The sequence below is a fragment of the Derxia gummosa DSM 723 genome (assembly GCF_000482785.1).
In the GTDB taxonomy this organism is placed as follows: Bacteria; Pseudomonadota; Gammaproteobacteria; order Burkholderiales; family Burkholderiaceae_E; genus Derxia; species Derxia gummosa.
This window is the reverse complement of the sequence record NZ_AXWS01000008.1, coordinates 591,318-604,737: the sequence shown is the minus strand read 5'-3', so window position 1 is coordinate 604,737 and position 13,420 is coordinate 591,318. Positions and strand designations below refer to the sequence as shown.

Here is a 13,420-nt window from a genome sequence, read left to right as displayed (position 1 = left end):
ACATGGCGCAATCGTCGTTCCTTGCATTAGCGCGCGTCCTTACCTTGCGCATCACGCCAATTCCAACAGGACCCGCGCGATGCCCATCGTCTTCATCTCCGGCAGCCCCCAGGCCCGTTCCCGCTCCAACGCCCTGCTCGACGTCGTGCGCAACCACGTCGTCGCCCATGGCGCCACCGTCGAGGACGTGCGTGCCCGCGAACTGCCGCCCGACAGCCTGCTCAACCTCGAATTCGACGCGCCGCCGGTCAAGGCCGCGCTCGGCCGCGTCGAGCGCGCCAATGCCGTGGTCATCGCCACGCCGATCTACAAGGCGAGCTACACCGGCCTGCTCAAGAGCTTTCTCGACCTGCTGCCGCAGGATGGCCTGAAGGACAAGGTCGTGCTGCCGATCGCCACCGGCGGCTCGCCCGCGCATCTGCTCGCGATCGACTACGCGATCAAGCCGGTGCTCACCGCCCTCGGCGCGCGCTGGATCGTCGGCAGCGTGTACGCGAGCGACGCCCAGATCGCCAAGCGCGACGACGGCGGCTACCAGCCCGACGCCGAGATCGCCGCCCGCCTCGCCGAAGCCTCGTCGCTTCTGCTCGAAGCCATCGAATGGCCGCGCGCCAGGCGCGAGCGCGCCGCCGGCCTCGCGCTCGAACTGGCCGCCTGACCGGCCGCGAGCGATCGGCGGCCAGCCACCGCGAGCGCCAGCCACCACACGCCACCGCGACGGTCCGCGACGCCGGACCGTCGCCACCCACACCAACAAGAACTCATCCGGTGCCGCCGCGCGGCCGCACCGCGGGCCCGTTCACGCCCGCGCTGCCCGACCCGCGCTGCAAGCCCTTGCAAGGACCGACCGCCATGACCCGCAAGACCTCCGCCCTTCCCGCCTCGCCGCTGCGCCGCCGCGCCCTCGCCGCAGGCATCGCCGGCCTGCTCGGCACGACCGCCGCCAGCCTGCTGCCCGGCCGCGCCTTTGCCGCCGGCACGCTGCGCATCGGCTTCCAGAAGTACGGCACGCTCAACCTGCTGCGCGCCCGAGGGACGCTCGAAACCGCGCTCGCGCCGCAGGGCGTGAAGGTGACGTGGAGCGAATTTCCGGCTGGCCCGCAGATGCTCGAAGCGCTCAACGTCGGCTCGATCGACTTCGGCAACGTCGGCGAGGCACCGCCCATCTTTGCCCAGGCCGCCGGCGCCGACCTGCTCTACGTCGGCAACCAGCCCGCCGCGCCGAAGGGCGAGGCCATCGTCGTGCCGAAGGATTCGCCGCTGAAGAGCGTGAGCGAGCTGAAGGGCAAGCGCGTCGCGCTCAACAAGGGCTCGAACGTGCACTACCTGCTCGTCAAGGCGCTCGAGAAGGCCGGCGTCGCCTATGCCGACATCCAGCCCGTGTTCCTGCCGCCGGCCGACGCGCGCGCCGCCTTCGAGCGCGGCGCCGTCGATGCCTGGGCGATCTGGGACCCCTTCCTCGCCGCCGCCGAGAAGCAGCTCGGCGCCCGCGTGCTGGCCGACGGCACGGGCATCGTCTCGAACCACCAGTTCTTCCTGTCGTCGCGCGGCTATGCCGAACGCGAGCCGGTGGTGCTGCGCGCCCTGCTCGACGAGCTGGTCAAGCTCGACGTCTGGGCCGAGCGCAACGCGAAGGAAGTCGTGAGCCTGCTGCAACCGCTCACCGGCCTCGACGTGCCGACGCTCGAGCTGTCGGCCAGCCGCTACAGCTACGGCATCGCGCCGCTCACGCCCCAGGTCACGGCCGAGCAGCAGGCGATCGCAGACACCTTCAGCTCGCTCAAGCTCATCCCCAAGCCGATCCGCATCGCCGACGTGGTGTGGAAGCCGGCCGCCGCGCGCTGAATCCGGAGGCCGTCATGGACCGTCGTCACTTCCATCGGCTGCTCCTGCTGGCGGGGGCCGGTCTCGCCGGCCACGGCCTGCCGGGCGGCGCGCTCGCGGCGCCCGGCAGGCCCGAGGCCGCCGAGGCGTCGCCCGAGGCAATCCGTGTCGGCTTCCAGAAGAGCTCGGTGCATTTCGTGCTGCTGCGCCAGCGTCGCCAGCTGGAGCAGCGCTTCCCGTCGACCCGCATCACCTGGAACGAGTTCCCGGCCGGGCCGCAGCTGCTGGAAGCGCTCGCCGTCGGCAGCGTCGACATCGGCATGACCGGCGACGCGCCGCCCGTTTTCGCGCAGGCCTCGGGGCGCGACATCGTCTATGTCGGCGCCGAGCCGCCCAAGCCTCGCGCCTCGGCCATCCTCGTGCGCCAGGACTCGCCGCTGCGCGCGCTGGCCGATCTCAAGGGTCGGCGCATCGCGCTGCAGAAGGGTTCGAGTGCGCATTACCTCGTGCTGCGCGCCGTCAAGAAGGCCGGCCTCGCCTGGAGCGACATCGAGCCGATCTGGCTCGCGCCGGCCGACGGCCATGCCGCGTTCAAGCGCGGCGCGGTCGATGCCTGGGCGATCTGGGACCCGTACTACGCCGCCGCCGAACTCGATGGTGGCGACGAAAGCCGCCCACGCGTGCTGCACACCGGCGAGGGCCTGTCGAGCAACAACAGCTTCTACCTGTCGTCGAGCAGCTTCACGCAGCGCTTTCCGGCCGCCGTGCTCGCGCTGCTCGACGAACTGACGCGCGCCGACGCCTGGGCGCAGACCGACCGCAAGGCCGCCACCCAGCTCGTCGCCGACGCGACCGGCCTGCCCTTCGGCACCGCCTTCCGCTTTCTCGACCGCCGGCCGCCCGCGCCCGTGCGCCCTCTCACGCCGGAACTCGTGGCGGACCAGCAGCGCGTGGCCGACGCCTTCGCCGAACTGGGACTGATCCCGCGCCCGGTGAAGGTGGCCGACATCGTCTGGAAGCCCGCCGGCCGCGGCGCCGCCTGATTTCCGGAGCCTCCCCGGGCCGGTCTGCCAGCCGCCCCGGTCGCCCGAACCGACCGACATCACGACCCGAAAGATTCCGACCATGAACATCTTCTGGTTCATTCCCACCCACGGCGACAGCCGCTACCTCGGCACCACCGAAGGCGCCCGCGTCGCCGACTACGACTACTTCCGCCAGGTGGCGATCGCCGCCGACACCGCCGGCTACACCGGCGTGCTCATCCCCACCGGCAAGAGCTGCGAAGACCCGTGGGTGACGGCCTCCAGCCTCATCGGCGCGACGCGCCAGCTCCGCTTTCTGGTGGCGCTGCGCCCCGGTCTCATGACGCCGACGCTCGGCGCGCGCATGGCAGCCACCTTCGACCGGCTCTCGGGCGGGCGCTGCCTCGTCAACCTCGTGACCGGCGGCGACGTGGCCGAGCTGGAAGCCGACGGCCTTTTCCTCGACCACGCCGAGCGCTACGAGGCCAGCAGCGAGTTCATCCACGTCTGGCGCGAAATCCTCACCCGCAGCCACACCGGCGAGGCCTTCAGCTACGAGGGCAAGCACATCAGGGTGAAGGACGCGAAGCTGCTGTTCCCGCCGGTGCAGAAGCCGCATCCGCCGGTGTACTTCGGCGGTTCGTCGCCGGCCGCGATCGACCTCGCCGCCGAGCAGACCGAACTGTTCCTCACCTGGGGCGAGCCGCCCGCCGCCGTCGCCGAGAAGGTCGCGGCCGTGCGCGCCGCCGCCGCGAAGCACGGCCGTCAGGTGCGCTTCGGCATCCGGCTGCATGTGATCGTGCGCGAGACCGAGGCCGAAGCCTGGGCCGATGCCGAACGCCTCATCAGCAAGGTGGACGACGCCGCCGTCGAGAAGGCGCAGGCCGCGTTCTCGAAGATGGATTCGGTCGGCCAGCGCCGCATGGTCGAGCTGCGCCGTGGCAAGGGCCGCACGCGCGCCGACCTCGAAATCAGCCCCAACCTCTGGGCCGGCGTCGGCCTCGTGCGTGGCGGCGCGGGCACGGCGCTGGTCGGCTCGGCCGAGCAGGTGGCCGAGCGCATCCGCGAGTACGAGGCGCTCGGCCTCGACAGCTTCGTGCTCTCGGGCTATCCGCATCTGGAAGAAGCGCGCCGCACGGCCGAGCTGCTGTTTCCGGTGCTCGGCTTCAAGGGCAACGCGGCCGAAGGCACGGCCGCGAAGCTGAGCGGCCCGGTGGGCGAGATCATGGCCAACAACATCGTGCCGGCCGCCGCCAACGACCGCCTCGTCTCGGCGGGCTGAACCATGAGCCAAGCCTACGCAAGCCGACCGCCGGCAGGCGCGGTGGCCTCGGCCGGCAGCACGCCGGACGCGGCGGCCGCCCGCCCCGCGGAGGACGGCAACGCCGCGGCGCGCGCCGACGCGCGCTCGCGCATCGCCCTCGCGGCCGAGATCGCCGATGCCGGTCCGGCCGGCGTGCTGGCCGATCCGGCCGCCTGGCTGCCCGCCGGCGCGCCCGCCGACGACCGCTTCGACGAGGGCCTGCGCGCGCTCGGCCAGCGGCTCGCGGCGCTCAAGCCCTGGATCGTGCCGGTGCTGCTCATCGCGGTCTGGCAGTTCGCCTCGCAATCGGGCTGGCTCTCGACCCGCGTGCTGCCCGCGCCCTCGGCCGTCGCCAGGGCGGCCTGGGAACTCGCCTTCACCGGCGAACTGTGGGGTCACGTGGGCACCAGCACGCTGCGCGCGCTGAGCGGCTTTGCCGTGGGCGGCGGCATCGGCCTCGTGCTGGGCCTGCTGACCGGCTCGCTGCGCACGGCCGAGACGCTGCTCGACACCAGCATCCAGATGATCCGCAACATCCCGCCGCTGGCACTCATCCCGCTCGTGATCCTCTGGTTCGGCATCGACGAGGGCGCCAAGCTCTTTCTCGTGTCGCTCGGCGTGTTCTTCCCGGTGTACGCCAACACCTTCCACGGCATCCGCTCGGTCGATCCGCAGCTCATCGAGATGGCGCGCAGCTACGGCCTCACGCGCTGGGCGCTGTACCGGGAGGTGATCCTGCCCGGCGCGCTGCCGAGCATCCTCGTCGGCGTGCGGTTCTCGCTCGGGCTGATGTGGGTGATCCTCATCGTGGCCGAGACCATCTCGGCGCAACGCGGCATCGGCTACATGACGATGAATGCCCGCGAGTTCCTGCAGACCGACATCGTGCTCGTCGGGATCCTGCTCTACGCCCTGCTCGGCAAGCTGGCCGACCTCATCGCGCGCGCCCTCGAACGACGGCTGCTGCGCTGGAACCCGAACTACCGCAGCGCCTGACGCGCCGCCCGTTCCTTCCACCCACACGAGAACAACATGAAACGACGCGAACTCCTCAAGGGCGCGGCGGTGGCGGCGTTCGCCTCCGCCCTGCCGCAAGCCCGAGCCGCCGCCCTCGACGAACTGCGGCTCGACTACGCCTACTACTCGCCGCTAAGCCTCGTGCTGCGCCGCTTCGGCTGGCTCGAAGACGCCCTCAAGGCCGACGGCACCAAGGTGAAATGGGTGTTCAGCGCCGGCAGCAACCGCGCGCTCGAATACCTGAGCGGCAACAGCATCGACCTCGGCTCCAGCGCCGGCCTCGCCGCCCTGCTGTCGAAGGCCAACGGCAATCCGATCCGCACCGTCTACGTCGGCTCGCGGCCCGAATGGACCGGCCTGCTCGTCGCCAAGGATTCGCCCATCAGGACCGTGGCCGAGCTGCGCGGCAAGAAGGTGGCCGCGACCAAGGGCACCGATCCCTATCTCTTCCTGCTGCGCACGCTGCGCGAATTCAAGGTGCCGAAGAGCGAGGTGGAGATCGTCCACCTCCAGCATCCGGACGGCCGCGCCGCGCTGGAACAGGGCAAGGTCGATGCGTGGGCCGGCCTCGATCCGCACATGGCCGCGAGCGAGCTGGATGCCGGCTCGCGCTTCCTGTACCGCAACGTCGGCTACAACACCTACAACTTCCTGAGCGCGCGCGAAGCCTTCCTCGCCGAGCATCCGCAGGTGGTCGCCAAGGTCATCACGGCCTACGAGAAGGCGCGCGCCTGGACGCTCGCCAACCTGAGCGACGCAGCCAAGATCCTGGCCGAGGAAGCCAAGGTGAGCGTGCCCGTCGCGCTGCTGCAGGTGAAGCTGCGCACCGACTTCAGCAACCCGCTGCCCTCGGCCGAGCATGTGAACGCGCTGCGCGCCGCCGCGCCGATCCTGCGCGAGGAAGCACTGGTCAAGCCGGGCACCGATCTCGACAAGACCGTCGCGGCGCTGATCGACACCGGCTTCGCGAAGTCGGTCATCGGCGGCAAGGCGGCCTGAGGCGGATGCGATGAACACGCGAGCGATTTCAGTCGCGCCGTCGCCGGAAGGCATTCCGGCCGGCGCGCGCGCCGCGCTGGCATCGAACGCGGCGGGCCGCAACGCACAGCCGGGCGCGCCGCGCGAGCGGTCATCCGGCCCGCGCCACCTCGCCGCGCGCTGGGCGCGCCCGGCCGCCGGCCTGCTGCTGCCCGTCGCGCTGCTCGCTACGGCCGAGATCGGCGTACGCGCCGGCCTCGTCCAATCGCGCTTCCTGCCCGCGCCGAGCGAGTTGCTGCAAACGCTTGCGGAACTGGCCGGCGGCGGCGAACTCGCGCGCCACATCGGTGTCAGCCTCGCGCGCGTGCTCGCCGGCTTTGCCATCGGCAGCGCACTCGCGGTGGTGCTCGGCGCGCTCGTCGGCCTGAGCCGCCGCGCCGAGGCGCTGCTCGACCCCACGCTGCAAGCCCTGCGCGCGATTCCGTCGCTCGCCTGGGTGCCGTTGCTGCTGCTCTGGCTCGGCATCGACGAGTTGCCGAAGGTCACGCTGATCGCGATCGGCGCCTTCTTCCCCGTGTACCTCGGCGTGACCTCGGGCATCGCCGACGTCGATCGGAAGTTGGTCGAGGTGGGCACGATGGCCGGTCTCGGCCGGCTCGCGCAGGTGCGCCGCATCTTCCTGCCGGCCGCGCTGCCGGCGCTGATGACGGGCCTGCGCGGCGGCCTCGGCCTCGCGTGGATGTTCCTCGTCGCGGCCGAGCTGATTGCCTCGACGCGCGGCCTCGGCTATCTGCTGAGCGACGGCCGCGAGACCAGCCGCGTCGATGTGGTGCTAGCCGCGATCCTGCTGCTCGCCCTGCTCGGCAAGGCCGGCGATTCGGTGCTGCTGCGCATCGAGCGCCGCGCGCTCGCCTGGCGCGACACCCACGACCGCCGCGCCGATTGAGGGGATGACGATGACCACCGCCTCCCTCGCCGCAAGCGCCGCCGGCACGCATCACGCCGATGAAGCCCGGGGCCGCGCCACCCTGCTCGACGTGGACCTGCGCGCCAAGCACTACGGCCCGCGCCGCATCCTCGACGCGATCCGCTTCTCGATCGCGCCCGGCGAGGTCGTGAGCCTCGTCGGCCCGAGCGGCTGCGGCAAGAGCACGCTGCTGCGCCTCGTCGCCGGCCTCGACCGCGATTACGACGGCCGCATCGCGCTGGCCGGCAGCACGCTGCGCGGCGTCACGCGCGAGATCGGCTTCGTGTTCCAGGAGCCGCGCCTGTTCCCGTGGCTGAGCGCGGCCGACAACGTCGCCTTCGACTCGGGCCGCAAGGGCCGCGACGACGCCCACGCGCTCGGCCTGCTGCGCGAGGTCGGCCTCGACGGCCATGCCGACGCGCTGCCGCGCTCGCTCTCGGGCGGCCAGGCCCAGCGCGTGGCGATCGCGCGCGGCCTCTACACCCGGCCGCGCCTGCTGCTGCTCGACGAGCCTTTCAGCGCGGTCGATGCCTTCACGCGCATGAAGCTGCAGGACCTGCTGCTCGGCGTCGCGCGCCATCACGGCATCGCGCTGCTGCTCGTGACCCACGACCTCGACGAAGCCATCTACCTCAGCGACCGCGTGCTCGTGCTCGACGCCGATCCCGGCCGCCTGCGGCGCGAACTGCGCGTGCCGCTACCCCATCCGCGCGACCGGCGCGACCTCGCCCTCGCCGCGCTCAAGGCCGAAGCCCTGACCGAGCTTCACGCCATCCATTCCTTCTGACCCGCAAGGACACACGACCATGACCCTGGCCCAACCGGCAACGCGGCCCGCCTCCGAGACCCGCACCGAACCGGCAACGCCCGACCTCCGCGCCGTCGCCGGCAGCTCCGTCAACGCGCCGGCGAACGCCGCCGCGCCGTCCGACGCTGGCCACGCGGCCCACCCGGCCGCCCACGCCGCCGAGCTGCCCGCCCGCGCCCGCCTCATCCCGCCGGCCGATCCGCTCGCCGCCGCCGACGCCCTCGCCGCCGACCTCGCGCGCACCGCCGTCGAGCGCGACCGCGCGGGCGGCCATGCCGCCGCCGAGCGCGACCTCATCCGCGCCAGCGGCCTGCTCACGCTGTCGGTGCCCACGGCCTTCGGCGGCGCGGGCAGCGACTGGCCCACGATCTTCGACACGCTGCGCCGCGTCGCGCGCGCCGACAGCGCGCTCGGCCATGTGTACGGCTTCCACCACCTCCAGATCGCCGGCCTCTTCCTCTACGGCGACGAAGATCAGCAGGCGCTGTGGCTGCGCCGCACGATCGAGCACGGCCTGTTCTGGGGCAATGCGCTCAACCCGCTCGACAAGCGCACTGTCGCCACCGACACGCCCGAGGGCTTCACGCTCCACGGCAGCAAGACCTTCTGCTCCGGCTCGGTCGGCTCGGACGCGCTCACCCTCTCGGCCTGGCACCCGCCCACCGACTCGCTGCTCATCGGCGTGCTGCCCACGCGGCGCGCCGGCATCACCGTCAATGCCGACTGGGACGCCTTCGGCCAGAAGCAGACCGACAGCGGCACCGTCGATTTCGACCACGTCCGCATCGCGCATGACGAGGTCACGCAAAAGCCCGGCATCGTCGCCACGCCCTGGAGCACGCTGCGCTCCTGCATCGCCCAGCTCGTGATGGCCAACCTCTACACCGGCATCGCCGAGGGCGCCTTCGCCGCCGCCACCGGCTACAGCCGCGACCGCGCCCGGCCCTGGTTTGCCTCGGGCGTCGCCGCCTCGCTCGACGACCCTTTCATCCAGCGCCGCTACGGCGAGCTGTGGAGCCTGCTGCGCCCGGCCCAGGTGCTGAGCGACCTCGCCGCGCGCAAGTTGCAGGACGTGCTCGACCTCGGCCCCGCGCTCGTCACCGCCGCGCATCGCGGCGACATCGCCGTCGCCGTGGCCGAAGCCAAGGTCTGCGCCCACCGCGCCGCGCTGGAGATCGGCACCCAGATCTTCGACATCACCGGCGCCAGCGCCACCTCGGCGCGCAACGGCTTCGACCGCTACTGGCGCAACGCCCGCGTCCACACGCTGCACGACCCGCTCGACTACAAGCTGCGCGACCTCGGCCGCTACGCGACCACCGGCCGCGTGCCTGATCCGACCGCGTACTCGTGAGGCGAGCCATGCACATCTGCCAATCCGCCCCGCGCCGCGCGGCCAGCGCGCGCCACGCCCGGAGGCCCGCATGAGCGCCGCCTTCATCCACCTCGACCACGTCTCGAAAGCGTTTGCACTGCCCGGCGGCAGGCGCTTCGACGCCGTGCGCGACGTGAGCCTCGACATCGCGCGCGGCAGCGCCTTCGGCGTCATCGGCATGAGCGGCGCCGGCAAGTCCACGCTGCTGCGGCTCGTCAACCTGCTGGAGCGGCCCGACGCCGGCCGCGTCATCGTCGATGGCGTGGACCTGACCGCGCTGTCGCGCTCGCGGCTGCGCGCCGCGCGCCGTGGCATCGGGATGATCTTCCAGCAGTTCAACCTGCTGCTGAACGCGACCGTCGAGGCCAACGTCGCCTTCCCGCTGGAGATCGCCGGCGAGCCGAAGGCCGCCATCGCGCGCCGCGTGGCCGAATGCCTCGACATCGTCGGCCTGGCCGACAAGGCGCGCAGCCATCCGGCCCAGCTCTCGGGTGGGCAAAAGCAGCGCGTCGCCATCGCCCGCGCGCTCACGACGCGGCCCGGCGTGCTGCTGTGCGACGAGCCCACGTCCGCGCTCGACCCGCAAACCACGCGCTCGGTGCTCGACACCCTCGCCACCATCAACCGCGACCACGGCGTCACGCTCGTGATCGTCACCCACGAGATGGAGGTGGTGCGCCGCCTTTGCGACGAAGTGGCGGTGATGGAAGACGGCCACCTCGCCGACCGTTTCGCGCTCGACGACGACGCGCATCAGCCGGCCACCGGCCTCGCGCGCGAACTCGTCGCGAGCCTGCGCCAGCCGGCGCTCGCCTGAAGGAGCCCGCGATGAACTTCGACAACTTCATCGAGGTGCTGCCCGAGCTGTGGGTGGCCGTGGGCCAGACGGCGGCGATGCTGGCGATTGCCGTGGGCGCGGCAGTGGCGATCGGCGGGCCGCTCGGCGTGCTCATCGTGCTGACGGCGCCGGGCCAGTCGCTCGCGCAACCGGCGGTGCACGCGGTGCTGAACTGGGTCGTGAACGTCGTGCGTTCCTTCCCTTTCATCATCCTGCTGGTGGCGCTGGTGCCGGTCACGCGGGTGATCGCGGGCAGCAGCATCGGGCCGGTCGCGGCGGCGGTGCCGCTGAGCTTCGCGGCCATTCCCTACTTCGCGCGGCTGGTCGAGCAGGCGCTGCGCGAGGTGCCGCGCGGCGTGATCGAGGCCGCGCATGCGATGGGGGCGAGCGAATTGCAGATCGTGCTGCGCGTGCTGCTGGTCGAGGCCCGGCCGGCGCTGGTGCTGGCGCTGACGGTGCTGGTCGTGAGCTTCCTGTCGTACTCGGCCGTGGCCGGCGTGGTGGGCGGCGGCGGCATCGGCGACATCGCGATCCGCTACGGCTACTACCGCTTCCAGACCGACGTGATGGTCGGCACGGTCGCGCTGCTGGTGCTGATCGTCCAGCTCATCCAGTGGGGCGGCAACCGGCTCGCGCGCCGGCTCGATCACCGCTGAACGGCGGTGGGCCGGGACGCGCGGCGCGCGGCCGGGCCGCATGCCATGCGGCACGGGCCGGCGTGCCTCACCCCGCCGGCCCCATAAGTTCATTTCTCCTGAATCTTTTCCATGGATGCCACGAGCGTCCAGGCTCCCGTCTCGTCACAAGGAACACAAGCCATGAACGCGCAAACCCGCTCCTCCCGCACCGCCGTCTCGGGCCACAAGCCCGCCGCCGCGCGCCGCCGCTTCACCGCCCTGGCCGCGACGCTCGGCGCCGCGCTGGCCCTCGGCGCCTTCGCGCCGGCCGCGCACGCGGTCGATCCGCAGAAGAAGGAACTGGTGTTCGGCGCCACCGCCGGCCCCTACGCCGACCAGGTGAAGTACGGCATCAAGCCCATCCTCGAAAAGCAGGGCTACAAGGTGAAGCTGGTCGAGTTCAACGACTACATCCAGCCCAACTTCGCGCTCGCGCAAGGCTCGCTCGATGCCAACGTGTTCCAGCACGAGGTCTATCTGCGCAAGTTCTCGACCGAGAACAAGCTCGACCTCGTCGAGGTGCTCAAGGTGCCGACGGCGCCGATCGCGGTGTACAGCCGCAAGCACAGGTCCACGGGCGAGGTGAAGGAAGGCACGACGGTCGCCATCCCCAACGACCCGGCCAACGCGGCGCGCGCCCTCGTCGTGCTCGACAGGAAGCTCGGCTGGATCAGGCTGCGCGAGGGTTACGACCCGATCCGCGCGTCCGAGAAGGACATCGCCCAGAACCTCAAGGGCATCAAGCTCGTGCCGCTGGAGGCCGCGCAGCTGCCGCGCTCGCTCGACGACATCGACTTCAGCTTCATCAACGGCAACTTCGCGCTCGCCTCGGGCCTCAAGCTGACCGAGGCGCTGGTGCTGGAAGACACCACGCCCACCTACCAGAACGTCGTCGCAGTGCGCACCGCCGACAAGGACCGCGAGTACGTGAAGGACATCGCCGCCGCCTGGCAGTCGAAGGAATTCCTCGCCGTGACCAACCAGCGCTTTGCCGGCTTCGTGAAGCCCGAGTGGCAGGTCGCGCTCGAAGGCAAGACCGCCTCGGTCAAGTGAGGGGCACGCGATGAGCCGACCCGATCCCGCCCAGGCTGCAAGCGCTGTCAGCACCGGGCAGCCCGCCGCGAAGCCGATCCGCTTCAACGCCTTCGCGATGGCCTGCGCCGGCCACCAGTCGCCCGGGCTGTGGCGCCATCCGGCCGACCGCTCGCACGAGTACGTGAAGCTCGACTACTGGCTCGACCTCGCGCGCCTGCTGGAGCGCGGGCTGTTCGATGGCCTTTTTCTCGCCGATGTGACTGGCGTGTACGACGTGCACAACGGCAGCCCGGCTGCCGCGCTGCGCGGCGGCGTGCAGGTGCCGCTCGACGATCCGATGCTGCTGGTGCCCGCGATGGCGACCGTCACGAAGCACCTGGGCTTCGGCGTGACGGCCTCGACGAGCTATGAGCAGCCGGCTCTGTTCGCGCGGCGCATGACCACGCTCGACCACATCACCGAGGGGCGCGTCGGCTGGAACATCGTCACCTCCTATCTCGACAGCGCGGCGCGCAACGTCGGCCAACAGAAGCAGACCTCGCATGACGAGCGCTACGACCAGGCCGACGACTTCCTCGCCGCCGTCTACAAGCTGTGGGAAACGAGCTGGGACGACGACGCGGTGCGCCACGACCGCGCGGCCGGCGTGTACGCCGATCCGGACAAGGTGCACGCGGTCGCCCACGACGGCCGCTGGTTCCGCGTGCCGGGCATCCATCTGAGCGAGCCTTCGGTGCAGCGCACGCCGGTGCTGTTCCAGGCCGGCACCTCGCCGCGCGGGCTGAGCTTCGCCGGCAACCATGCCGAATGCGTGTTCCTCATCGCGCCGACGCAGGCCGCGCTCGCCAGGCAGGTGGCGGATGTGCGCGCCGCCGTCGCCCGCGCCGGCCGCCGGCCCGACTCGGTGCGCATCTACGCGCTCGCCACCGTCATCACCGGCGCGACCGACGCCGAGGCCGACGCCAAGCACGCCGACTACCGCGGCTATGCCGACATCGACGCCTCGCTCGCGCTGCTGTCGGGCTGGACCGGCGTGGACTTCGGCCGCGTGCCGCTCGACGCCACGATCGAATACCTCGACACCGACGCCGGCCGCACCGCGCTGGCCTCGTTCAGCAAGGCCGATCCGTCGCGCGTCTGGACCGTGCGCGAGGCCGCCGAATTCATCGCCATCGGCGGACGCGGGCCCGTCATCGTCGGCGGGCCGCGGAAGGTGGCCGACCAGTTGCAGGACTGGGTCGCCTCCACCGGCATCGACGGCTTCAACCTCGCCTACGCGGTCGCGCCCGGCAGCTGGGCCGATGTGGTCGAGCACGTGGTGCCCGAGCTGCAACGACGCGGCGCCTATGCCACGAGCTATGCCGACGGCCCGCTGCGCCAGCGCCTGTTCGGCCATGCGCGGCTCGCGCCCGACCACGCGGGCGGTCGGCTGCGCGACGCCGTGCGCGCGGCGCGCCGCGCGGCCGCCCTCCATCCCGAATCCGAACCCGAACTGGAATCGCAATGAGCCTCAAGCTGCGCGTCGTGAACGACGCATCCGCCGCCGCGCCGCGCGGCGCCGACGGTCAGGCCG

General features: G+C 71.7%; 13 protein-coding genes. All 13 read left to right on the top strand.

Annotated features, from left to right (window positions below):
- The first annotated feature begins 79 nt into the window (after positions 1 to 79).
- Positions 80 to 658 carry an NADPH-dependent FMN reductase gene (gene ssuE / locus H566_RS23975; RefSeq protein WP_051378410.1) on the top strand — a complete coding sequence of 193 codons (579 nt, stop codon included), beginning with the start codon at positions 80 to 82 and terminating at the stop codon, positions 656 to 658.
- A 194-nt stretch (positions 659 to 852) separates the two neighbouring features.
- A complete protein-coding gene (locus H566_RS0108910; protein ID WP_028311164.1) occupies positions 853 to 1,845 on the top strand; it encodes a sulfonate ABC transporter substrate-binding protein in 993 nt (330 codons plus the stop codon).
- 14 nt (positions 1,846 to 1,859) lie between these two features.
- A complete protein-coding gene (locus tag H566_RS0108905; RefSeq protein ID WP_028311163.1) occupies positions 1,860 to 2,867 on the top strand; it encodes an aliphatic sulfonate ABC transporter substrate-binding protein in 1,008 nt (335 codons plus the stop codon).
- Positions 2,868 to 2,949: 82 nt separating this feature from the next.
- Positions 2,950 to 4,131, top strand: a complete 1,182-nt coding sequence (ssuD, locus tag H566_RS0108900) for an FMNH2-dependent alkanesulfonate monooxygenase (RefSeq protein ID WP_028311162.1) — start codon at positions 2,950 to 2,952, stop codon at positions 4,129 to 4,131.
- 198 nt (positions 4,132 to 4,329) lie between these two features.
- Complete coding sequence (gene ssuC / locus H566_RS0108895) at positions 4,330 to 5,148, top strand: aliphatic sulfonate ABC transporter permease SsuC (protein WP_211238073.1); 819 nt, start codon at positions 4,330 to 4,332, stop codon at positions 5,146 to 5,148.
- A 36-nt stretch (positions 5,149 to 5,184) separates the two neighbouring features.
- Positions 5,185 to 6,168, top strand: a complete 984-nt coding sequence (locus tag H566_RS0108890) for an aliphatic sulfonate ABC transporter substrate-binding protein (protein ID WP_028311160.1) — start codon at positions 5,185 to 5,187, stop codon at positions 6,166 to 6,168.
- A gap of 10 nt (positions 6,169 to 6,178) precedes the next feature.
- Positions 6,179 to 7,093, top strand: coding sequence for an ABC transporter permease (locus tag H566_RS0108885; RefSeq protein WP_028311159.1), 915 nt, complete (start codon positions 6,179 to 6,181; stop codon positions 7,091 to 7,093).
- A gap of 10 nt (positions 7,094 to 7,103) precedes the next feature.
- Entirely contained in the window at positions 7,104 to 7,901 is a 798-nt protein-coding gene (locus tag H566_RS0108880) for an ABC transporter ATP-binding protein (RefSeq protein WP_084544974.1), read from the top strand.
- A 19-nt stretch (positions 7,902 to 7,920) separates the two neighbouring features.
- The gene (locus H566_RS0108875; RefSeq protein WP_084544906.1) at positions 7,921 to 9,276 is read left to right on the top strand and encodes an acyl-CoA dehydrogenase family protein; all 1,356 of its coding nucleotides are present in this window, start codon (positions 7,921 to 7,923) and stop codon (positions 9,274 to 9,276) included.
- Positions 9,277 to 9,346: 70 nt separating this feature from the next.
- Complete coding sequence (locus H566_RS23970) at positions 9,347 to 10,114, top strand: methionine ABC transporter ATP-binding protein (protein WP_034411006.1); 768 nt, start codon at positions 9,347 to 9,349, stop codon at positions 10,112 to 10,114.
- An 11-nt stretch (positions 10,115 to 10,125) separates the two neighbouring features.
- The gene (locus H566_RS0108865; RefSeq protein ID WP_028311156.1) at positions 10,126 to 10,791 is read left to right on the top strand and encodes a methionine ABC transporter permease; all 666 of its coding nucleotides are present in this window, start codon (positions 10,126 to 10,128) and stop codon (positions 10,789 to 10,791) included.
- Between the two features lie 162 nt (positions 10,792 to 10,953).
- The gene (locus H566_RS0108860; protein WP_051378408.1) at positions 10,954 to 11,865 is read left to right on the top strand and encodes a MetQ/NlpA family ABC transporter substrate-binding protein; all 912 of its coding nucleotides are present in this window, start codon (positions 10,954 to 10,956) and stop codon (positions 11,863 to 11,865) included.
- A 10-nt stretch (positions 11,866 to 11,875) separates the two neighbouring features.
- Entirely contained in the window at positions 11,876 to 13,354 is a 1,479-nt protein-coding gene (locus tag H566_RS23965; RefSeq protein WP_084544905.1) for an LLM class flavin-dependent oxidoreductase, read from the top strand.
- The last annotated feature ends 66 nt before the right edge of the window (positions 13,355 to 13,420 follow it).